At 71.7% G+C, this 20,992-nt stretch carries 26 protein-coding genes; 8 read left to right on the top strand and 18 right to left on the bottom strand.

The annotated features are described in order from the left end of the window. Positions 1-40 precede the first annotated feature (40 nt). Genes ACI6QG_RS09890 through ACI6QG_RS09915 form a run of 6 tightly spaced genes read left to right on the top strand, consistent with a single transcriptional unit; the run spans position 41 to position 3,497 of the window. The gene (locus ACI6QG_RS09890; RefSeq protein ID WP_220118100.1) at positions 41-487 is read left to right on the top strand and encodes a DUF302 domain-containing protein; all 447 of its coding nucleotides are present in this window, start codon (positions 41-43) and stop codon (positions 485-487) included. A 10-nt stretch (positions 488-497) separates the two neighbouring features. Next, a complete protein-coding gene (locus ACI6QG_RS09895) occupies positions 498-1,079 on the top strand; it encodes a Spy/CpxP family protein refolding chaperone (protein WP_220118101.1) in 582 nt (193 codons plus the stop codon). Between the two features lie 40 nt (positions 1,080-1,119). Continuing rightward, positions 1,120-1,842: a cytochrome c biogenesis CcdA family protein gene (locus ACI6QG_RS09900; RefSeq protein WP_220118102.1), complete on the top strand. Its 723-nt coding sequence runs from the start codon at positions 1,120-1,122 to the stop codon at positions 1,840-1,842. Then, positions 1,839-2,381, top strand: a complete 543-nt coding sequence (gene lspA, locus ACI6QG_RS09905; protein WP_255575250.1) for a signal peptidase II — start codon at positions 1,839-1,841, stop codon at positions 2,379-2,381. Before ACI6QG_RS09900 ends, lspA begins: the two co-directional genes overlap by 4 nt. 19 nt (positions 2,382-2,400) lie before the next feature. After that, positions 2,401-2,874 (top strand): copper chaperone PCu(A)C, encoded by a 474-nt coding sequence (locus tag ACI6QG_RS09910; RefSeq protein WP_220118104.1) that lies wholly within the window; start codon positions 2,401-2,403, stop codon positions 2,872-2,874. Between the two features lie 2 nt (positions 2,875-2,876). Beyond that, the gene (locus ACI6QG_RS09915; protein ID WP_220118105.1) at positions 2,877-3,497 is read left to right on the top strand and encodes an SCO family protein; all 621 of its coding nucleotides are present in this window, start codon (positions 2,877-2,879) and stop codon (positions 3,495-3,497) included. 6 nt (positions 3,498-3,503) lie between these two features. Here the strand turns inward: ACI6QG_RS09915 and ACI6QG_RS09920 are convergent, their stop codons facing one another. The 5 genes from ACI6QG_RS09920 to ACI6QG_RS09940 all read right to left on the bottom strand — a co-directional run bounded on the left by ACI6QG_RS09920 (position 3,504) and on the right by ACI6QG_RS09940 (position 9,260). Beyond that, entirely contained in the window at positions 3,504-5,345 is a 1,842-nt protein-coding gene (locus ACI6QG_RS09920; protein ID WP_407024392.1) for a hypothetical protein, read from the bottom strand. 12 nt (positions 5,346-5,357) lie between these two features. Next, positions 5,358-7,379, bottom strand: coding sequence for a phage tail protein (locus ACI6QG_RS09925; protein ID WP_407024393.1), 2,022 nt, complete (start codon positions 7,377-7,379; stop codon positions 5,358-5,360). Continuing rightward, on the bottom strand, positions 7,379-7,747 hold the full coding sequence (locus ACI6QG_RS09930) for a DUF6950 family protein (RefSeq protein ID WP_407024394.1): 369 nt from the start codon (positions 7,745-7,747) through the stop codon (positions 7,379-7,381). Before ACI6QG_RS09930 ends, ACI6QG_RS09925 begins: the two co-directional genes overlap by 1 nt. After that, a complete protein-coding gene (locus ACI6QG_RS09935; RefSeq protein ID WP_075823479.1) occupies positions 7,744-8,310 on the bottom strand; it encodes a hypothetical protein in 567 nt (188 codons plus the stop codon). The genes ACI6QG_RS09930 and ACI6QG_RS09935 overlap by 4 nt, the downstream gene beginning before the upstream one ends. Positions 8,311-8,690: 380 nt before the next feature. Continuing rightward, positions 8,691-9,260, bottom strand: a complete 570-nt coding sequence (locus tag ACI6QG_RS09940; protein ID WP_407024395.1) for a hypothetical protein — start codon at positions 9,258-9,260, stop codon at positions 8,691-8,693. 245 nt (positions 9,261-9,505) lie between these two features. Between ACI6QG_RS09940 and ACI6QG_RS09945 the strand changes: the two genes are divergently transcribed. Further along, positions 9,506-9,838 carry a hypothetical protein gene (locus tag ACI6QG_RS09945; protein ID WP_407024396.1) on the top strand — a complete coding sequence of 111 codons (333 nt, stop codon included), beginning with the start codon at positions 9,506-9,508 and terminating at the stop codon, positions 9,836-9,838. 25 nt (positions 9,839-9,863) lie between these two features. Here ACI6QG_RS09945 and ACI6QG_RS09950 read toward each other — a convergent pair whose 3' ends face one another. From ACI6QG_RS09950 to ACI6QG_RS09970, 5 genes are all read right to left on the bottom strand, one after another. Beyond that, positions 9,864-10,550 (bottom strand): hypothetical protein, encoded by a 687-nt coding sequence (locus ACI6QG_RS09950; protein WP_407024397.1) that lies wholly within the window; start codon positions 10,548-10,550, stop codon positions 9,864-9,866. Between the two features lie 15 nt (positions 10,551-10,565). Then, positions 10,566-12,719, bottom strand: a complete 2,154-nt coding sequence (locus ACI6QG_RS09955) for a tape measure protein (RefSeq protein WP_407024398.1) — start codon at positions 12,717-12,719, stop codon at positions 10,566-10,568. Between the two features lie 29 nt (positions 12,720-12,748). Then, complete coding sequence (locus tag ACI6QG_RS09960; RefSeq protein WP_407024399.1) at positions 12,749-12,901, bottom strand: hypothetical protein; 153 nt, start codon at positions 12,899-12,901, stop codon at positions 12,749-12,751. 164 nt (positions 12,902-13,065) lie between these two features. Then, positions 13,066-13,443, bottom strand: coding sequence for a phage-derived protein YdaY family protein (locus tag ACI6QG_RS09965; protein ID WP_318647669.1), 378 nt, complete (start codon positions 13,441-13,443; stop codon positions 13,066-13,068). A gap of 79 nt (positions 13,444-13,522) precedes the next feature. Continuing rightward, positions 13,523-13,903 (bottom strand): winged helix-turn-helix domain-containing protein, encoded by a 381-nt coding sequence (locus ACI6QG_RS09970; protein WP_407024400.1) that lies wholly within the window; start codon positions 13,901-13,903, stop codon positions 13,523-13,525. A 228-nt stretch (positions 13,904-14,131) separates the two neighbouring features. On the opposite strand from ACI6QG_RS09970, the gene ACI6QG_RS09975 reads away from it, so the two are divergent. After that, a complete protein-coding gene (locus ACI6QG_RS09975; RefSeq protein WP_407024401.1) occupies positions 14,132-14,965 on the top strand; it encodes a sulfite exporter TauE/SafE family protein in 834 nt (277 codons plus the stop codon). 92 nt (positions 14,966-15,057) lie between these two features. Here ACI6QG_RS09975 and ACI6QG_RS09980 read toward each other — a convergent pair whose 3' ends face one another. The 8 genes from ACI6QG_RS09980 to ACI6QG_RS10015 form a co-directional block, all read right to left on the bottom strand. After that, positions 15,058-16,011: a phage tail tube protein gene (locus ACI6QG_RS09980; protein ID WP_407024402.1), complete on the bottom strand. Its 954-nt coding sequence runs from the start codon at positions 16,009-16,011 to the stop codon at positions 15,058-15,060. Positions 16,012-16,032: 21 nt separating this feature from the next. After that, entirely contained in the window at positions 16,033-16,479 is a 447-nt protein-coding gene (locus ACI6QG_RS09985; RefSeq protein WP_407024403.1) for a hypothetical protein, read from the bottom strand. Then, positions 16,476-17,201 carry a DUF6441 family protein gene (locus tag ACI6QG_RS09990; protein WP_407024404.1) on the bottom strand — a complete coding sequence of 242 codons (726 nt, stop codon included), beginning with the start codon at positions 17,199-17,201 and terminating at the stop codon, positions 16,476-16,478. Before ACI6QG_RS09990 ends, ACI6QG_RS09985 begins: the two co-directional genes overlap by 4 nt. A 3-nt stretch (positions 17,202-17,204) precedes the next feature. Further along, the gene (locus ACI6QG_RS09995; protein ID WP_407024405.1) at positions 17,205-17,504 is read right to left on the bottom strand and encodes a hypothetical protein; all 300 of its coding nucleotides are present in this window, start codon (positions 17,502-17,504) and stop codon (positions 17,205-17,207) included. 10 nt (positions 17,505-17,514) lie between these two features. Beyond that, positions 17,515-17,823, bottom strand: a complete 309-nt coding sequence (locus ACI6QG_RS10000) for a head-tail joining protein (RefSeq protein ID WP_407024406.1) — start codon at positions 17,821-17,823, stop codon at positions 17,515-17,517. Continuing rightward, positions 17,820-18,458: a structural protein gene (locus ACI6QG_RS10005; RefSeq protein ID WP_407024407.1), complete on the bottom strand. Its 639-nt coding sequence runs from the start codon at positions 18,456-18,458 to the stop codon at positions 17,820-17,822. The genes ACI6QG_RS10000 and ACI6QG_RS10005 overlap by 4 nt, the downstream gene beginning before the upstream one ends. Beyond that, positions 18,455-18,802, bottom strand: a complete 348-nt coding sequence (locus ACI6QG_RS10010; RefSeq protein ID WP_407024408.1) for a DUF2190 family protein — start codon at positions 18,800-18,802, stop codon at positions 18,455-18,457. The genes ACI6QG_RS10005 and ACI6QG_RS10010 overlap by 4 nt, the downstream gene beginning before the upstream one ends. Positions 18,803-18,883: 81 nt before the next feature. Further along, on the bottom strand, positions 18,884-20,989 hold the full coding sequence (locus tag ACI6QG_RS10015) for a prohead protease/major capsid protein fusion protein (RefSeq protein WP_407024409.1): 2,106 nt from the start codon (positions 20,987-20,989) through the stop codon (positions 18,884-18,886). Between the last annotated feature and the right edge of the window lie 3 nt (positions 20,990-20,992).

Below are 20,992 nucleotides of genomic sequence, written 5' to 3' on the forward strand. Positions count from 1 at the left end.
ACGAGCCACCGTCCCGGAGAGAAAACCAGGAGGCGCTGCCATGGCCTACCACTTCAGCACCACCGTCGAGGGCCCGATGGAGCGGGCCGTCGAGGCGACGACCGCGGCGCTCCAGCGCCACGGCTTCGGCGTGCTCACCGATATCGACGTGCGGGCGACGCTCAAGAAGAAGCTCGACGTGGACTTCCGCCCCTACCGCATCCTCGGCGCCTGCAACCCGCGGGTGGCGCACCGGGCGCTCCAGGCCGAGGACAAGATCGGCACCATGCTGCCCTGCAACGTCATCCTGCAGGAGCGCGAGGGTGGCCGCGTGGAGGTCTCCGCGGTGGACCCGGTGGCCTCAATGCGCGCCATCGAGAACCCGGCGCTCGCCGAGACGGCGGGGCAGGTGCGCGAGATGCTGCGCCAGGTCGTGGCGGAGCTCGGCGCGGCGGGGACGGCCTGCCCCGCGGCGGCGCGTTCACCCCAGGCCACGGTAAGGACATAAGGAGGAGAACATGACGATCTCACGGAAGGCGGCGCTCGGCGCCGCCGCGGCGGCCCTCATCGGTATCGGCACCGCCTGGGCGCAGACCGGCCAGCCCGGCGGTCAGGGCGGCCAGATGGGTCCTGGCATGATGGGCCCTGGAATGATGTCGCCTGGCATGATGGGGCAGGGAATGGGCCCCGGCATGATGGGCTGGGACCGCATGATGCCGATGATGCGCGGCGGCATGATGATGGGGCCTGGAATGATGATGGGCCCCGGCATGATGGGCCAGCACGTTGAGGGCCGTATCGCCTTCCTCCGCGCCGAGCTCGGCATCACCCCGGCGCAGGAGGCCCCGTGGAACGCCTTCGCTGAGGCGCTGCGGGCGAGCGCGCAGGCGATGGCCGACATGCACGGGCAGATGATGCCGATGATGCAGGGCGGGCCACCGGCGGTGCCGCTGCCGCAGCGGCTTGAGCTGCACGAGCGGATGATGGCTTCCCATCTCGAGGCGCTGCGCCGCGTCAGGGCCGCCGCCGGGCCGCTCTACGCGGCCCTCGACGACCGGCAGAAGCGGATCGCCGATACCCTGATGATGGGAATGATGTAGCGGCGATGGACGACTGCGTCGGCGTGTGGCGGGGGCGCGCGTGACCCTCGAAATCTCCTTATTCGGCCTGTTCCTCGCCTTCGGCGGGGGCATGGTCTCCTTCCTCTCGCCCTGCGTGCTGCCGCTGGTGCCGGGCTACGTCGCCTGGGTGGCGGGGACGGACCTCGCCACCGCGCGGGCGGAGCGCTGGCGGGCGCTCCGGCTCTCGCTCTTCTTCGTGCTCGGCTTCGGGCTCGTCTTCGTGGGCCTCGGGCTCGGCGCCACCGCTGTCGGCGTGCTGCTGCGGCAGTGGTCATACGAGCTGACGATCGCCGCCGGGCTGCTGATCGCGGCGATGGGCTTCGTGCAGATGGGGTTGCTGCGGCTGGCGCCATTGATGCGCGACCTGCGATTCCGCCCGCCGGCGGAGGGCGGCGGCCCCGCCTCGGCGACGCTGATCGGGATCGCCTTCGGATTCGGCTGGACGCCCTGCATCGGGCCGGTGCTGGCGGGCGTGCTCGCCGCCGCCGCGCTCACCCCGGGCGCCGGCGCGGGGCTGCTCGCGGCCTACGCGCTCGGCCTCGGCGTGCCCTTCCTGCTCGCCGCCTTCTATCTGCCGGCCGCGATGGCGCGGGCGCGCCGCCTCGGGCGGCTCGGCCGGGCGCTCCAGCTCGGCAGCGGGGCGGTGATGGTGGCCTTCGGCCTCGCGATCGCCACCGGGGAGCTGGGCCGCCTCGCCATCTGGTTCCTGGAGACCTTCCCGTGGCTGGCGCGGCTCGGATGACCGCGTCGCGCCCCCGCGGCCTCAGGCGCCTCGGCCTCCTCGCGGCGCTGGCCGCCGCCGTCACCGACCAGGCGACGAAGGCCTGGGCGCTCGCGGCGCTCTGGCCGCCCTACGGCGAGGGGGTCGCACTGCTGCCGGTGCTGAACCTGCGGCTCGGCTTCAACACCGGCGTGACCTTCGGGATGTTCCGCGAGAGCGCGGCCGACGCGGTCTGGGTGCTCGTCGCCGCGAAGCTGCTGGTCGTGGCCTTCCTCGCCCGCTGGCTGTGGCGGACCGCCTCGCGCGCCGAGGCGCTGGGGCTGGGCCTAGTGATCGGCGGCGCGGCCGGCAACATCCTCGACCGCGTGGCGCGGGGCGCGGTGACGGACTTCATCGACGCGCACTACGGCGGCTGGCACTGGCCGACCTTCAACATGGCGGACGTGGCGATCGTCTGCGGCGTCGCTACCCTCGTGCTCGGCGGCCTGCGCCGGAGCGAGGGAGCCGCCAGCCCTCCCGCCCGCCGAAACGCGGACACGCCCGCCGCGGGACCGCCCTGAAAGGACCGAGACCCTCACCATGCGGACCCTCCTGCGCAGCCTTGCGGCCCCGGCCCTAGCGCTCGCGGCCGTTATCCCCGCGGCGAACGCCCAGCAGGGTGACGTCGCCGTCTCCGCGGCCTGGACCCGCGCGGTCGGCACCACTGCGCCCACGGCGGCCGGCTACATGACGCTGCGCAACCGCGGCGCCGCCCCCGACCGCCTGGTCGGCGCGGAGACGCCAGCGGCGCGCTCGGTCGAGATCCACGAACAGCGGATGGAGGAGGGCGTGATGCGCATGCGCCCGCTCCCGGGCGGCGTCCCCCTGCCGCCTGGGGAGACCGTGACCCTCGGACCGGGCGGGACGCACCTGATGCTGGTGGGGCCAACGCGGGCCCTGGCGCGCGGCGAGTGGGTGCCGCTGACGCTGCGCTTCGAGCGCGCGGGCGAGGTCCGGGTGGAGCTCTCGGTCGAGGCGGCCGGCGCCCGGCAGCCGGCCCACGCGGGGCACTGACGGTGCTGCGCTGGATCCGCCGCGCCACATTGGGCGCGGTCGCCGTGCTCAGCTTCCTGGTGCTGGCGACCTCGGCCGGCTGGCTCGTCACCGACGGGCCGCTCGCCGGCCGCCAGGAGGTCGCGTCCGGGCCGGCGAGCCTGCCGATCGGCGGGCCCTTCAGCCTGACCGACCACCGCGGCCGCGCGGTGACCGAACGCGACTTCCGGGGCCGGCCGATGGCCGTGTTCTTCGGCTTCACCCACTGCCCGGACGTCTGCCCGACGACGCTCGGCGAGATGACCGCCCTCATCGAGGCGCTCGGCCCGGACGCCGACAGGTTGCACTGGCTGTTCGTCAGCGTGGATTGGGAGCGCGACACGCCGGAGGCGCTGGCCGGCTACCTGGAGGCATTCGATGCGCGCATCGTCGGGCTCTCGGGCAGCGAGCCGCAGGTGGCCGAGGCCGCGCGCTCCTTCCGGGTGTACTACCGCCGCGTGCCGCTGGAGGGCGGCGGCTACACGATGGACCACTCGGCAAGCGTCTTCCTGATCGACGGGGCGGGGCGCTTCGCGGGGACGATCGACAACAAGGAGAGCGAGGAAGTGGCGGTGCAAAAGCTGGGGATGCTCGTGGCTCGATGACGCCGGTCAGCCGATCCGGCGCTTCGTCACCCCCACCGACAGCGTCGCCGCCGCCAAATCGAACGTCGCTGCGGAGATATTCCGCGCCATCACTCGCACCGTGTTGTTCGACCACACCGCGGCGTCGAGCTCGATGAACCGCGTCGACGACACGAGCGATGCCGTTGCCAGATCGCCGGCCCGCGCTCCGTTCACGGTGACGTCGAGCAGCGATGTCGCGCCTGGCGCCAGGCTGGGCAGATCCCAGGACACCTCCGCGGCAAACTCCCGCCGCCCGGAGCCGAACAGTGCCCCCGTCAACAGCGGCGTGCCGTTCAGCACCGCGGGCGCGGCCTCCGGCAGCCCGTAGAGCCGCAGGGACTGCAGGTCGATCGGCCCGTCGAAGCCGATCACCCCCACCTGCGCATAGGCTACCGACGCGCCGACGCGGATGGTCTGCCGGCGATTGAAGTTCGCATCATCCATCGGCGCGCCGGCGTTCCAGCCCTTGGCCGGCCCGTTCCACTGCATGGTGGTGATCGAAGCCAGCACATCGCCAGGGATGTCCTCGCGGACATTCCCCGCCCCATCGAACACCCGCACAAACAGCCGCCCGCCCGAAGCGCCGCTCGTCAGCCAATGCGCCAGCGCGAATTCCTTCGCCTGGGAGGTGTCGAGCATCCAGCCAAGCCCACGGTTCGCCGCGAGCGTGACCGCGCGATCGGTGGGCGTCAGGTCCGTCAGCCCGTTGAAGCAGAAATCCGCCATGAAGGTCGCGGTGGTGGTGGAGGTGGCGATGGTGATCAGCCCCTCCACGCCGACCTCAGTCGCCGACTGCCGGAAGGCCGCCGCGCGCGTGTTCGGCACACCGGCAAGGAAGCGCTGGAACCGCGACGCCGGCGCGCGATGCCGATTGATCACCGCGTTGCCGCAGCGATTCGCCGTCGCGGTGTAGTCGATGCCGACCAGGTAGGTGTTGGTCCAGGCGATGTCGTACTCGCAATCCTGCGCGCCGGCCGTGTGCCGTGCGGCCAGCGGCGAGCAGGCCTCCATGCGCATGTTGCGCGCGATGATGGCAGAGCCCGAGGTCTGGTTCAGGAAGGGAATGGCGATGTTGCTGCCGGCCTGGCGCAGCTCGAAGTTCGGCGCGTCAAAGACGTGGCGGTTGTGGTTGGTGTAGGCGCCGGGCTCGTTGCCGAGCCGGATCCCGAAGCGGTCCTGTGTGGCGTTCACCCCTGTCGCCTGGGCGAAGTGGCCACCGTAGTAGCGGATGGAGGTGTTCCAGGCCGTGGCCGTCGCGCACCAGATGTCGAGCCCGATGCGGTTGTTGACGATGCGTCCCAGCGTGAAGGTGCTGTCCTCCACGCCACGGCCATCGCCCAGCGTGCGCATGCCGATCGTGAAGCCTTCCACCCGGCGCAGCTCGATCTGGCTGGCATCGACATTGCGCACGGTGATGCCGATGTCGGCCTCGGAGGACCAGTCGGAGATCGTCTGCCGGATGACGTTCAGCCCGGTGTAGAGCTTCTCCGCATTGCGGATAGTGCCGCCGTCGCCGAGCACCAGCACGGAGGTGGGCGCCGTGCCGGTGTAGCGCATGGTCCCCTGCATGATCAGCCCGCGGGCGCCACCTGGCAGGGTGACGGTACCGGAGACGTTCCAGGTGCCGGGCGGGATCATGGCAAACTTCTGGTCCGCGCCGGCGCGGTCGAAGGCCGCCTGGATGGCAATGCGGTCATCCGCCACGCCATCGCCCAGCCCGCCGAAATCGTTCGGCAGCACCGCCTCGCGGTCACGGAGGTACTTGGCGAAGTCGGTCTTGTTGAGATTGGCGTTGAGGACCAGCAGGTCGTCGATGCGCGCCGGCATGGCTTTCTCCGATCAGAGGGCGGTGGCGGTGACCGGGCCGGCGAAGGCGGAGACGTTGCCCTCGGCCGAGACGCTGCGCAGCCAGTACCAACGGGTCTGGCCGGTGGTGAGGCCAGTCCGGTCCCACGGCAGCGCGGTCGGCTCGCTGGTGAGCTTCACGGCCGCGGACAGGCTGGCGCTGCTCGCCTCGAAGACCTGCAGCCGCACCGCGTCCGCGGGAAAGCCGCCCGACAGGCGCACACCGCCCGCGATGCCGGTCGCGGCCAGGCCCGACGCGGCGGCCGGCACCAGCGCCTCGCGCCAGCCCGACACTGCGCCGCTGCGCGCCTGGGCGCGCACGCGGAATGCCGTGGGCTCCGCGGTGGGGATGGCGACGGCGGTGGCGCCGAAGCCCCCTGCGTAGCCCTGCCACACGGCGACCGAGGTGGGGCGGAACTCGATCTCGTAGCCGGCGAGATAGGCAGAGCCGACTGCCGACCAGGAGACGGCGATCGCCGTGAAGGTCGTCCCAAGCGGCGTCTCCACCTGGATCGAAGCCGGCGCGGCAATCACGCCCGGGTTTGGCAGCACCACGGACGGGTTCTGCCCTGTCGCGCGCTCATCCGTCGCCGGGTTCCACGCCCAGACGGCGGGGTCCTCCTCGGCCAGTTGCAGGTTCACCCCACCATCCGGCGCCAGGGCCCAGCCCGTCACCCGCGCCGGGAATGGGGTGAGCCGTTCCAGCGCGACCGTCACCCCATCCCAGGGCCGCAGGCGCAGCGCCGAGAGATTGGCCTGCATCGCCACCTCGCGCTGGCGCCGGTTGCGCTCCAGCTCGATTTTAATCAGCCGCTGCACCGTCGCCGCGGAGGTGGTGAGCGGGAACTCCATGTCCCGGTAGATCGCCTCGCCGCCATCCTCGGTGACGTAGTTGCTGGCCAGCAGCGGCGGCGCATCGGTCGGCTGCCAGGCGGCGGCCGGCTCGACATAGACGGCACGCACCCCGTTGAAGAGATCCCGCCGCGGCCGCGAGCCCACGATGGTGACGTCGCCGCGCAGATCGTCGGAGGTGAGCGTGGCCGCCGGCAGTGCCGGCGCCCCGGCATGGATGTAGAAGCGCCCTCCGCTCACCACCAAGGCACCGGCCATGGCGGCCACCAGCTTGCGGGTGATGGCGATCTTGCCCTCGCCCAGGGTGACGGCGCCGTTCACGGTGTAGCGGCGCTCGGCGGTGCCATCGCGGCGGCCCATGATCTCGTCGCAGGTGTTGGCTGCCGCCATGAGCGCCGGCAGGTCGATATCCGCCCAGGCCGCGCGCCACCCGAAGGACGAGGTCAGGTACCAGGCCAGGCACAGCGCCGGATTGTCGGACCAGCCGGTGGCGCCGGTGCGCGGATCCATGATGGTGTCGGCGCCCTCGACGATGGCGGACAGGCTGGGCGCGCCGGAGGGGAAGGCCTCGGGTCGCAGCTTGAGCCGCACCGCGAGATAGGCGCGGCCCTGGCCACGATGGGCGGCGGTCCACTGGCCGCCGGTGTCCGCCACGAGGTTGGCATTGGCCACCTGGCCTGGATCGCCCAACGCGCGGTCGATCCTCAGCAGGCCGGCGAACTTGGCGTCGGTCGAGGCCGTGCCGTTCAGAAACACCTCGCCGATGGCGCGCACGCGATGGGCGGCCAGCACCACGACGACGTGCAGGAACCCGTCGGCGCGGCCCTCATCGTCGGTGGCGGAATGCAGGAACACGACGGGGCCGGAGGTGCGGCAGCGGCCGAAGACGATCTGGTGCTCGGTGATGGGCTGGCGGAAGGACTGGGTGCGGCCGGCGCCGGGCGTGCGGGGATCGAAGCCTGAGCCGGGACCGGTGTCGGTGCCTGGCGTGACGTTGGCGCTGCGGGCGGCGGAGGGCGACTTCGGGCGGAAGACTGCGGCCCCCACGGCCGAGACCACCAGGGCGGCGCCAGCGGCCGCCACGGCGCCCAGGACGCCACCACCGATGACGGCCGAGGCAGCAGCACCCGCGGCGGCGGCGATGAAGGGGATGGCGACGGGCATCAGCCAACCCTCCAGGCGATGGTGCAGGCGGTGATGGGCAGGCGGAGCAGGCCCGCGGGCCCGACGAAGGCGGCACGGCCGGCATCCAGCACGACGCCGAGGCGGTCCGGATCGGCGGCCAGGACCACGTCGCCGGCGCGGGCGAAGGGCACCGGCACGCGCGGGTGGCCCGTGGTGTCGGCCATCGCGGCGAGGGTCGGGCGATGCTGCCAGGACGGCCGCCGCCCCGTGCAGGCCACCACCGCGGCCATGGCGAAGCGGCCGCAGTTCCAGCGCGCGTCGTCGAAGGGCCGATGCTCCGCCGCCATAACCAGCGCCGCCAGCCGCTCCGGCCAGTCGGGCAGCCGCCCCGCGAGCAACCCCGTCACTGGATCGGCAGCCGGATCTCCGCCTCCTGGAGCGCCGGCACGAACTCGAAGAAGCGGTCGCCGGGGTATTCGGCCTGCTGGTCGGCGTCCGTGTAGCGCCGCACCTCGGCCCGTTCGAGGTCGACCAGCCGGCTCTCGCAGGCCAGCGCCACGGAGGGCTCGGCGCCGTCCGTCACCTCCATCGTGTCCATCAGCCCCGCCCAGAGCGGAAACGGGTCCGCCACGAAGGCCCCCTGCGCATCGAGCAGCGCGCCCCACAGCGTCACCGGCCGCAGGCGGTAGCTGCGCTCGGCGAGTGCGATATCCACGACCTCCTGCGGCACGGGCGACAGGGCCAGCGTCAGCCGCACCGCGCGCAGTTCGACCGTCTCCTCCACATCCGAGATGGCGCCGATGCTGCCGGCGCCCTCGAACACCTTCCCGGCCCAGTCCAGCGGCCCGAGCCCGGTCCAGACGCGAAACGGGCCGGTGGCGAAGTCGAGCTCGACCAGGACGACCGGCGTGGCGATCGGCGCAGTGGCGGCGGAGGCTGCCTGGTTGCTGAGGCGTGGGGTGCCGGACATGACTACAGCGCCTCCTTCAGCTGCCCTCGCTTGAAGGGAGATAGGATAATTATCTTGCAAAATACGCGCGGTTATGCGATAGCGAAGATGTCTTCACCCGAAATGCGTCCTGAGATCTGCGCGATCGAGGCTTTTCCTCGGCCATTTGGCGCGCGCTCACTGTCCGACGGTATTTCAGCCAGTTGGCTGGCGTCGCGGCAAAACTGGACACCTCTGGCGGTCTGCCAAAGGCTGCCAGGGCGCTTCGATTGGGTTCGTCAGCATTCCAGTTGGGCTGACCAGGCCGCGCCGAAAGGCGCGATGCTTCACTGCATTCATTCCTGTTCCATCAGACCGAGAGGCGCGAGCGCGTCTCTCGACAGCGGAGATTCGTGCGCATGTCAGAAAAGGTGCCAATCGATGCTGCCCGCCTCCGTGCCGCCGTCTCGGATGAAAGATACTGGCGGACAGGCCACCCCGAGCGTGATGCTTGGCGGGCCTGGGTCACTGACGGCTTTCAGGCCATGTACGGCAGCGACGCTCGGCCAAGCGGCGGTGTCGTTCATGTCCGGGCCTATATCCGCAACGGCCAGCCCGTCGCAGCTCACACTCGCGGTGCTCCCGCATCCGACGGCGAAGGCAGCATAGACGACCTGACGGGTCAGCCGGCGCGCGGTGGGCAGGTTGAAACGCCGGCACCCATGGATGTTGGCTTTCGCGGCATGCAGCTTCGTCGTCGAAATCTTTTGGACGACGCTCTTGTCGTGCCCGCAATGGCTCGACGGCCAGAAGATGGGGTGGTCGGTGGTCGCCGAGGAGTCATCCCGGAAGGTGGAGGCGGCGGCGGTGGCTATCGGCCCCCTGGTCGCCCTGGCCAGACGCCTGCACCGCAGGCTCCCCCGATCTCCCCCCGCAGCCAGGAACTCGTGGATATGGTTGCGCCAGGAGGCCGGCCGATCGGTACTCAGCATAAGGGAACCACTCCTGACGTGAGGACCTTGCCTGGCGGCCAGCAGGAGGCGCAAGCGACGCTCAGGCGGTTAATCGAAGGACGCGGCGCTGTCGACGTTACGCCGCGCACCTACCAGGGCCAACAATTCCGCCTCGATGATGGTTCAGTGATTGGGTATCGACCTGCTTCGAGAAGCGGCCCCTCGGCCATCGACATCAATATTCCGGGATATCCTGGCGTGGCCAAGCTTCACTTTGTCGACTAATGGAGAAGCACATGTCCCATATTCCTGAAGAGCTCACGCAACTTGCCGCATCGGCGGAGATCGATGACGTTAGCTTCCCGATGATCATCAACGCGCTGAATCGGTTGCATGAGGCGCCGCCGGGCGGTGACGACACCGAGCGCATGCTGCACTTCGTCGGCCTGATGCTCGACCAGGGCTTCATCCCCGTGTCCAGCCCCTATTCCGATCCGCCGAGCGCGCCATGGCCTGAACAGGGCAAAGCTGCCGTGCTGCGGCGGCTGCGCCAAGAATGGGAAGCACTGGATCATGACGTCACCTTTCTCGATCTGTGCTGGTTTCACAGGCCGTGACTTCCGAGGGCGACAGGCCGATCGTCTATAAAGCCTCCTCCATGCGGATGGTGACGGCGGCGAAGGGACCCGGTCGCGTCGGGTTCGCCGCCTCGTCGTCGGAGACCAGCCGCATTGGCACGCTCGGCAGCGAGAGGATCAGGGGCTCGCCCACCACCACGGCAGCCCTCAGCGGCGGCGCGATGGCGATGGTGGCAGTGCCTGCGCCGGAGGCCGCGACCGCAGCCGTGGCGATGTAGAGCCGGCCGCCCAGCCCGATGTAGTCGCCGGCGCCAACGGCGACCGTGCTGGGCCACCAGCCATGCGTCACGATGGACAGCGCCCCACGCGGCGCCCCGGACGCGAGCGAGGGATTGCCCGACCCCACCACCAGCCCGGTCCCGTCGGTGAAGATCGTCGCGTCCGAGAAGCTGTAGGGCCCGGTCGGCACGTCGTCCTGGCTGCGCGGATCGCCGGTGCGGTACTCGCGCCGCCAGTCCCAGATGCGCACGGTGTTGGCGGACCCCGCCAGAGCCGCCAGCAGCCCATCCATCAAGCCCGCCTGCACGCGCCCCAGCGGCTCGAAGCTGGCCTCCGCCACCCAGCGCGCCCCCTCGCGCCGCAGCACCTGCGTGGCGCGGGTGACCGGCGAGACAAAGCGCAGCGTGTTGTGCTGCAGGTAGAAGCTGAGCCGCGACGGCCGTAGCACGGCGGGCCAAGCGTATTCCGTCATGACGCCCTCCTTGGCCTAACCCCGCACGATGGAGGTGGCGCTGCCGCCGCGGCGGATGGCGTCGAGCGTCGCGGCACTGGCCTGCCGCACGATCTGCGCCGAGAGCACGCGCAGCCGCGCCTCGACACCGGCATCCGCGCCGCGGGCATCGATGGTGATGCTCTGGTTGATCACCGGACCGCCCGGCGCCATGCCGTTGGGCAGCACGGTGCCGCTGCGGTTCGGCACGAACCATTCGGGCCCGCGCTCACCGACGATATAGGGCTGCCCGCCCGCCACCGGCCCGCCCTCCGCGCGGAATAGCCCACCCAGCGCCGAACCCAGCCCCGAGAAGATCGAGCCGAAGTCAAAGCCACTGAGGCTGGAGGTCACCGCTGTGCCGAGCGGCTCGGTGATGGTGCGGCGGACGACGATGCGGGCGATGTCCTGCAGGATGCCCTGCAGCACCTTCGAGAAACTCTCGCCCTTGATGATCGCGTCCTCGAAGGCAGAGGAGAAGGTCAGGCCCAACTCCCGCGCGGTGTTGCTGGTGCGCTCGGTCGCCTGCTGCACGCGCTGCTGGCTGCGCTCCAGCTCCTCCAGCGCGGCATTGGCTTCGCGCGAGACCGTCTCGTCGGGGATGGGCCGGCCGATGCGCTCGGAGCGTTCGACCAGGCGGCCGAGGGTTTCCAGGCGGCGAGTGTAGCGCTCCTGGGCGTTCTCGTTGTTCTGGATCAGCCGCTCGCGCTCACGGATGATGTCGTTGATCTCGCGCTCGGCCTCGCGGTCGGGGCGCGGGATGGATGCCACGCGGCGGGTGGTGCCCTCGATGCGGCGCAGCGCCTCGTCGCGCTCGCGCAGCGCCAGGGTTTCGAGGCGGGTGCGGTCGGCGGCGGTGATGCCACCCGCGGCCTCGGCCTCGCGCAGGCGGCGGACGCGGTCCTCGTACTCGCTGTTGATCCGGAAGCGGTCGTCGAGAGCCTTGCGCAGTTCCTCGGCATCAGCGGCGGTGCGGCGGCGGCGGGCCTCGGCGGCCTGGGCGGCGGCGCCCTCCTGCTCGGTGCGCTGCCGCTCGCCGGCGGCCGCCTCGCCGCGGGTGATCTCCTCCTGGAGTTCCTGGTACTGCCGCCGCAGTTCCTCCAGCCGGGCAGCGCGGTCGACGCCGGCCTGCTGCTGCGCGGTCCCCACCAAGCCTCCGCGGATCGAGCCGCGCCGGGGCTGGGAGCGGAGGCTGTCACCCTGGCTCTCTGCCTCCAACCTAGCGATCTGGGCGCGTAGGGCCTCGGCCTGGGCACGGCGATCGGCCTCCTGCTCAGAGGGCAGCAGCAGGCCTGAGCCGCGGCGCACGCCGTCCAGAACGCGGGCGGCACCCGACAGGGCCCGGGCCAGCGCGTTGGACAGGCCGATCGCCTGGTCCAGCCGGGCCAGGAACTGGTCGGCGGCGGCGGTCAGCTGCCCGAAGGCGCGGCCGACGGACAGCGGCGCGCGCTCGAACTCACCATTCAGCCGCTCGACGGCGCGCAGCAGCGCCGGAAACACCGTGTCGGCGGTGAGCTTGCCCTCGGAGCCGAGCTTGCGCAGTTCGCCGATGGAAACGCCGAGCTCGCGGGCCAGCGCCTGCGCCAGCGTCGGCAGGCCTTCGAGGATCGACCGCAGCTCATCGCCCTGCAGCGTGCCCGACGCCAGCGCCTGGGCGAGCTGCTGCGTGCTGGAGGCGATCTCCTGCTGGCTGGCGCCGGACGCGATGGCTATGCGCTGCAGCCCGCCGACCAGCGTGGCGACCTGGTCGGAGGTGGCGCCGATCTCGCGGGCGGCGATCGAGAAGCGCGCGAACGCGTCCACGCTCTCGCGCACGGCGACGCCGGTCTGCAGGCTGTCGCGGTAGAGCCGGTCGTAGATCTCGCCGGCGCGCTCGACCGAGCCCAGCGCGGTGTTCAGCCGGCCCATGGACTGGGTGAGCGCGTCCCCGGCGACCACCACCGCACGCAGCCCGGCGGCGAGGCCGGCGATCTGCACGCCGCGCACGGCGACGTCGAGCAGGTCGAGCGCGCGGGAGGCGCGGTCGGCACCGCCCTGGATGCGCTCCAGGCTGCGGCTCCCGGTCTCACCAACCTCGCGCAGCTCCTGCTTGACCCGGGCGGCGTCGTCCAGCGACAGGCGGACGGAGACGCGGCGCGTGCTATCCGCCATGCGTCATGCCTCCTGCGTCAGTGTGGTAGTCAGGACCCGGGGGGATCAGTGCGCCGCGCAGCGCTGCCGGCGGCGAGGCCCATGCGCAGGGCCAGCAGCAGTTCCGCCGCGGCCCACCCGGTCGCGCCCATCTCGCGGGCGGTGGCGAGCGCCGCGGGCATGTCGAGATCGAGGCCCGCCATGGTCGCCGCGGCGCAGGTGGTGCCGGCCGCCCAGCACGCGGCGCCCTCGACGCTGGCGGGGGCGTGGGCGGTGTAGGGACAGGCGAGGCCGCAGTCGCGATCGAGCGCCGCGCAGCCGCGGCAGTAGTCAGGGCCCTGGCCGAAGTGCCACTCGGCCCGAGCCCTCAGCCGTTTCCCTCCAGGGCCACGGCGGCAACCGGTCCGGTGGCGCGATCCCAGAAGGCTGCGGCCATCTCGTCCATGTCCATGAGCCGCTCGACGGCCTCAGGCGAGAGCGGCAGTGGCTTGCCGGCGGCGTCGCCAACGCCCTCCCAGGCGGTGACGGCGTGGCGGGCCAGCGCCTTGACCAGGAAGGCGAAGGCCAGGCCGCGGGCCATGTCGGGGTCGAGGTCCGCCTCCGAGGCCCGCAGCGCGCCGAGACGGCGGGCCGAGCCGGCCTGGGCGGCGGCCATCACTGCGGTGGTGACGGGCCGGATTTCCACGCGGACGCCGCGCGGCAGGTCGAGCCAGTATGGCTCGACCGGGAGGTCGAGGGTGAGCATGCGATTCTCCGTTGTTCCGCTTGGGTCTTGTCCGCTCGGCGAAGCTGCCGCCGAGATGTCGGCTATTGCTGGTGCGGCCTCAGTCCCGCCGCGCCAGCGCGCTGCGCAGCCAGGCAAGTCGGTCCGCCACGGCTGTCTCGGCGGCGGCCTCCGCATCGCGGTAGGCGCGCAGCACCTCCTCGCCGAGCGGTGTGAGCCGTGCCCCGCCGCCGCCTGTCCCGCCCATCGCGGTCGCCACCAGGGGCTCCCGGAAGTCGGCGTTCAGCGCCGCCACGAGGTCGTGGGCACGTTGGTAGCTCATCCCCATCTGCCGCCCAGCCGCGGCGATGGAGCCCGCGTCGCGGATGCCGGCCAGCAAATCCGCCTTGCCGGGCCCGAGCGCCACACCCTCACCGAGCGCGAGGCGCAGCGTTAGCGCCCGGCGCGCGCCCTTCTCCCTACTGCTTCGCTTCGCCCCCATCGGGCGAGGGAACCACGGTGTCGGCAGAGGCGCCACCGCCGCCAGTTGCAGGCAGCAGCCACCGACCGCTATCTACAGAGAAAGATAGCGACAGGAGAGCCCCATGGTCCGACGCAGTCCGTCGAACCAGACCCGGCACGGCCGGCTCGGCCCTGTCGAGGGCGCCGTGGCGTTCGCCGCGCGTCCGCGCCGGGCCTGAGGTGACGCCATGGCACGACGCAGCGCCGCATGAGAACCTCGTCACTCTCCGCGCTCGGCTGGGGGGCCGCCATCGGTACTCTGGGCGGACTGATCGGCCTCGGCGGTGCGGAGTTCCGGCTACCGGTCCTGCTTGGCGTCTTTGCGCTGGCGGCGCACCAGGCGGTGCGGTTGAACTTGCTGGTCAGCCTCGTCACCCTCGGCGCCTCCGCGGTGGCCAGGCTCGGCTTTGGCACGGCGCCGGACCTCTGGCCGCACGCCCCGGAGATCGCCGCGCTCACCCTTGCTGCGATGACAGCGGCGTGGTTCGGCGCCGGATTGCTCACGCGGATCGACGCCGTCCGGCTGACGCGCGTCATCGCCGTGCTGCTGGCCGGCATCGGCACGCTGCTCCTTGTCGAAGCTATCGCGGGAGAGGCGCTGCACCTCGGGGCGGAGCCCGGCGGTTGGTGGCGCGCCCCGGCGGGCGCCGTCGCCGGGGCGGTCATCGGCCTCGTCTCCTCGCTGCTCGGCGTGGCGGGGGGCGAACTCATCATCCCGACGCTGATCTTCGGCTTCGGCCTCGACATACGCGCGGCAGGTTCCGCGAGCCTCATGGTCAGCCTGCCCGCCGTGGCCGTCGGCGTGCTGCGCCATGCCCGAGCCGGTGGCTACCGCGACCGCGCGGTCTTGCGTGGGGTCGCTGCGCCAATGGCGACCGGGTCGATCCTCGGCGCGATGGCAGGGGCCGCACTGCTGCCCTTTATTCCGGTCGACGCGTTGAAGATCGTACTCGGCGCCATCCTGCTGGCCTCGTCGGTCAAGCTATGGCGCAAGGGCGCCGCGAAGGCCGCTGCCGCGCGGGAGGCAGTTGCTCAACGCTGAGCGGACGCCGCACGGCATGTGATCCAAGGATGACGATTACCCCTGAACCAGGAGGCTTCGCATTTTGGCACATACCGGCGACGCCACGAGCGTCACGCGTACTCCGTCCCCGCCTGCTGGTTCCGCAGCACCGCCGTCATCATTCGCGTCGCAGTCGCGTTGAACGCTGCCCTGAAATCGAAGCTTGCCTCCACGCCGGCCGGCCCCTCGATCGGTGTCTTGGCCAGCGCCAGATAGACCTCGTGCAGCGTGATGGTCAGGCTGCGGTTGGCGTCGATGGTGAAGGCCAGCGCGAATTCCGCCGAGGTGCCGGCCTGCGCCTGGGCGAGCAGCGTCGTGTTCTCGAAGCGCGCCGTGATCTGGCCGGTGCAACGCGCGATGCCGGGATCCACGCCCTCGACGCGACGATCGGCGCGGATGGTGCGCACCGCCTCCATCCCGTTGGCATAGGTGAGCCGCGCGCCGGTCACCTGCGCCAGCGCCACGCTGCTGCGCGTGATCGATCCCTGGGCCTTGTTGAAGGCGGTATAGGCCGCGCTGGTGGGCGTCCCGCCTGACGTGGCGCCGGTGCGCACCGAGCCCTGGCCGAGCAGCCCGAAGGTGGCCGTCGCGGCACCGGTAGGCGTGAAGTCCATCTCCAGCGTGTCGGCGCGCACGCCTGTGCAGACGTCGAAGCTCGGCACGTCAGGATAGCCGATCTCCATCGCATTGCTGGGCAGCGAGGCCGCGCCCGAGCCGAAGGTGTGGATGAAGTTGATGGTACCGTTGGTGGTCGGCGCACCGAGCAGCAGCCGCAGCCAGTGGCCGATGTTGATCAGGTCGACCGGCACCACCGCCTGGCCGGCGACCGTCACCGTGTCGAGGAAGGGCGCGGCGGGATCCCGGTTGCTGCCGACGCCGATGACGTCGGCATCGAGTAGCGGCTGCTCCGCGCCCAGGTCGCAGGACAGGAACGGCATGCGCCGCCAGTTGCTGCCGGGCGCCGTCCCGTAGACGGTCTCGGGCAGCATGAGCAGGCGGCAATTCGCGCCGATGGCACGAGGCATGGGCTTTCTCCTGGATGGGGATCAGGCCAGCGGCGAGCCGGCAACGGTGAACCAGAGGGTGACGGGGATGGCGGCGGCGCGGGCCGCGGCGGCACCCTCGAACTCGACATCCTCGAAGGCGACGCTGCCGGGCTGCGTCCATTCGACGGCGCCGCCGAGGGTGCGGTTGGCGGTGATGGCCGCGGCGACATCGACCAGCAGCGCGTCGAGCAGGGTGTTGCGGGCGGCGGGAGTGGCGCCGGCGACGGTGATCTCGACCTCAGCACGATGCTCGATCTGCCAGGCGAGCGGGGAAAGGATCGGCGTTTCCTCCACCGTCTCGCCATCTCGGACCAGTACCAGCCCGCCAGCAGGAATGCGCTGCGGGATGGTCTCTCCGCGCAGCACGACCGGCGCCGGGTTCCTGGCCGCCAGAGACGTGACGAGCCGGCTGTGCAGCGCCGCAATGGCGGTCTCGCGCGCGCTCATCCTGCCCTCCCGCTCTCGCGCTCCCAGGCCGCTACGAAGCGGCCCGGCAGGCGACGCAGCCCGCGCTCCGCCGCGCCGCGCACATCGAGCTGCTTGGCAAGCTTCACCTGGGGCAGGAGGAGGAACATCGGCACCATCGCCTGCTCCAGGAGGCCGCGGGCCCAGGCCTCGCGCCCCTTGCGGTTGGCGGTGCCGACTTCCGTGACGCCGCCAGCCACGAGACGGGTCCTGCGCCGCCGCCCGGTCTGCTCGCCCTGGCGCAGCGGCAGGCACCAGACGAAGCCACGGCCTGACTTGAACGGCCGCAGGAAGGCCTGGCCGGAGGCGACCATCTGCGCCGGCGTGACCCGCATGCCCTTCTCGCCGCGCCCCCGGCGGCCACGCGCCGCATTGAAGCCGGTCGGGATGGCGAGGAACTTCCCGCCACCCTTGGCGCGGATCAGCGCGCCACGCTCGAAGGCGTCGATGACGTTCGGCACCTTGGTGAAGACCAGCCCCGCCGGCCGCAGCGACTGCCCGGACCGCGGGAAGATCATCGACCGCCAGGCATTGGCGATACCGCGCGCGTTGCCCGAGAAGGCGGTGGTGACCTGCCGGCGCAGCTCGGCCTTCACCTGCTCGGTCTCAGCGCGGATCGCGGTCATGGCTGCGCGCTCGCCGGCGCGCACCTCGTCAGCCAGCACCTTGCGCAGATCGCCCACGATGCTGGCGCCGAGCCGCATGGATCAGCGCCCGCCGAACTTGCGGCTGAGAATGCGCAGCAGCAGATCGTGCAGCGCGGCATAGCCGAGCGTGCCGGCCAGCCACGCGACGGCGAACAGCCACCAGCCGTCGAGCTCGAAGGCATGGGCGATGAGCCAGGCGCCGGTGCCGAGGCTGCCGCCGGCCAGCGCGTGCAGCAGATAGGCGCGGGTCAGCAGTGGCCTGTCGGCGGAGGAGAAGCGCGCCATCGCCCCGAGCGCACCCAGGGCGCCGGCAAGCAGCGCCTCACCGACAATGCCGCCGATGCGTTCGGGGTCGATCATGGCGGTGCTCCTATCGGCGGCAGAAGACGCGCCAGGCGATGCCGGCCGCGTCGCGCTCGGCGTGCTGGACGGTCAGGGTGTCGGCGCCGAGGGTGAAGGTGTCGTCCGCCCCGACGCTGGGCAGCACGGCGATGGCGACGGTCAGCACGTCGCTGGCCTGGATGACGCTGGTGCCGAAGGCGTCGCCCAGCCGATCCGGCGCCGAGCGCACCACGCGGAGCAGGACCGGCGCCCCGGTCCCACCCGCGCGATAGCTCGCCTCCGTGCCGATGTTCGGATCCGCGACCAGCGCGTCCATGGCCGCGGCGAAGGCGCTCATGCTGGCCGCCGCAGCCGCCAGGCGAGCACGCCGACCACTGCCGCCGCGATGACCGCGATGGCGACGGCGGGCGCCAGCGTGCCCAGCGCCTGAATGGCGGGGGCGGCCTGCGCCACCGCGGTGGCGATGCCGGCCGCACCCACCAGCACCGCGCCGCGGCCGGTGCCCGTTGCTGCCGCCACCTCGCGCAGGGTCACCGGCGCGGCGGGCGGCACGCCGGCGAGCGTGAGTGCCCGGTCGATCACGCCGGCCGGATAGGTCAGCCCGCCGCATTCATGATGGATGATCGCCTCGATCGGCGGGCGCAGGTGGTCGTGCCGATGCAGGTCGATCGCATCATCCGGCCCGATGCCAATCCGCCGCGCCACCACGGCGATGTAGGCCGCGGTGTCGTTCTCCACCTTCGGCGCCCAGCGCTCGATGATCGCGCGCGGCGTCCGCAGCTTGTGCCGGTCCTGGTAGGTGACCAACAGGGCGGCAAGCGCGCGGATGCCGAACTCATGGCTGGTGAAGCGGCAGAACCGCCCATCCGACGGCGGATCGGCCAGCCCCTGCCATTTGTTGGCGGGGACGTGCTCGATGTTCCCCGGGTTGCGGTTGCGATAGCCCCGCGTGGCCTTCGGATCGATGCTCACGTGCCGACCGCCGGCACGCGGTTGAGCCACACCCGGACGGTGGTGTCCGCGGCGAGCGCCGCCAGGCTGGCGATGCCGACCTGGAAGTTGCCCGTGGCGGTGGTCGTGATGCGCCGGTTGGTGTTGTCCCAGAAGACGCGCGCCCCGGCGGTGATGGCGAGCGCGGGCTCCTTGGTGATGTCGAACACGCCCTGGGTGGCGGCCTCGATGATGGCGTTCTGCGCGCCGTCGATGGCGGCGACACCGAAGAGCGCGCCGACGAGGACGCCCTGGCCGGAGAGGATGCCGCCCGCATAGGGCACGGCGATGGCCAGGCTGTTGCCCGGCTGGACGTAGTTGCGCATGGGGATGGGAGCTCCAGAAACGCAGAAGGCGCCCGGTGGGGCGCCCTCTGCATAGGTTCACGATGGAAGGGGGAGCCGGGATCAGGTGCCCGGGTTGAACCAGGCGCCGCGCCAATCGATGGCGCCGACGCCGAAGTCGAAGATCACCGAGACCTCGACGCCATCCACGCCCTGGACATTGCCGGTGGTGACCTGCGGTCCCTCGGCGCCGTTCAGATAGCCGTAGACGTAGACGGGGGCCGAGAAGGGATCGGAGAAGAGGTACCAGCGGTTGGCCGGGATCAGCGGCTCGACCAGCGGCTGGACGAAGCCGGCATAGACGTTCGCGTTCGAGGTCTGCGTCGCGGCGACGCTTACCGTCAGCTGCCGCGCCGCGAGCTCCTGGTTCGGCCCGACCAGCAGGCGCATCTGCGCGCCCACCGCGATGGGCAGGCCGTCGAGCGTCCGCTGCCGCATCACGGCGGCACGGCCGAGCGCCAGGTTCGGCAGGTCGAGCAGCGTGCCGGCACCCGCCTTGTTGGCGCGCGCCGCGGCCGTCCCGAAGACCGCGGCATTGCCGGTGATGAGCGTCGGGCCATCGCCGTTGGCACTGTTCACCAGCGCATAGGCCGTCGCGTTCTCGAAATCGGCCACGCGCCGGCCGATCATGGAGGCGAAGTCGGTGAAGGCGCCGAGGTCGTCGTTGACCAGCATCTGCCGCGTCACACGGATGCGGCGCGCGAAGGTCTGCAGGAACACCAGCTCCTGGCTTTCCGACATGGTGCCGGCCTGGATCTCGCCGTTCTCGGACAGCGCCACGAGGTTGGGGAAATCCCCCACGCGCAGGTGGCGGTGCGGCTTGAAGTCCCGAAAATCGCGGCGGAGGAACAGCGTGCGATAGGTCGGCTGCGCCGGGGCATAGGCCGCGAGCAGCATCTTGTTGGCCGCGGCCGAGAGCAGCGCGGGGAAGTCGGAGGTGGTGTGGAAGGCGCGCTCGGCGAGGATGGTCGGGTTGCGGGGGATGTTCCGCTCGCCCCGGGCGCGGAGCAGTTCGCCCATCATGTCGGAGGGGCGCCAGCCCATGAATTCAACGTGGCGGCCGGCGCCGGGACCGCTGCTGGGCGCCTGGTAGCCGGGCATGGAGCGGGCGGCGAGCGCCTCGGCCATGGCGTCGAGCAGGCTGGCCGGGTCGTCCTGGCCGGGGCCGGTCTCCGGGCGCGCCGGCAGGGAGGGCCGCGGCGCGCTCTGGGCGAAGGCGTCCCAGAGACGACCGCGCAACACCTCGGGCGAGATGCGGTCGCGGATGGCGGCCTCGCGCATGGCGTCGAGCATGTCGGGGGTCACCAGGCCGCGGGCGGCGGCCAGCACCGGCTCATAGGCGGCGATGCGCTCGACGGCGGCGCGGTCCGCCTCGGCGCGGATGGCCTCCAGGTCAGGCGTGGGCGGGGCTGCGCGGGTGGGTTCCGGCGGGGCGGTAGTGGTCACGGGGCTCTCCTGGGGCGGGGTGCTGGGCGGCGCGGGCGGCGCCGGCGCGGGATCCGGCGAAGCCGGCGTCGTCTCGGGCATGGGTGGTTCCTCGGGGATGGTCAGGGCAGGTTCGATGGCGGTGGCGGAGGTGCCCTGATCCCCCTCGCCACGGATCACGGCCAAGCCGTCCACCGGCACCGGCACGATCGAGATCTCGTAGGGCTCCCAATCCACCGCGCGGTGGATGGTCTGGCCGGTGGCGGCGTCGGGCCGGGGCTCATAGCGATGAACGCGATAGCCGACGCTGACGGACTGCAGCGTGCCGTCGGCGACGCGCTGCCAGACCGGCTCGACGTCATCGGCGCCGCTGAATTGCAGGGTGGCGTAGCCACGACCGGCCTCGAGGCGGGCGGCGGTGACGCGGCCCAGCACGTCACGCGTCCCGGCACGGCGATGCGTGTCCAGCACAGGCGCGCGACCGGAGCGGAGCGAGTCCATGCGCACCGCCTCTGGCCGCATGTCGAGCTCTTCGAGGATCGGCCCATAGGGCGGCACGAAATTGCGGGCCCGCGCGCCGGTGCTCCATACCACCTCGACGGTGCGGGCTGCGCGATTGACGGTGACGGGCGCCGCCAGGGCGCGGCAGGCTACGATCGATTGCCCAGCGGTGGGCAGTCGATCGGGCGCAGGTTCCTGCTCCGGCGCGGGGAGGTCCCCGCACGGCTCGATCGGCTCGGTCATGAG

Source organism: Sabulicella flocculans (assembly GCF_045449635.1).
Lineage (GTDB): Bacteria > Pseudomonadota > Alphaproteobacteria > Acetobacterales > Acetobacteraceae > Roseococcus.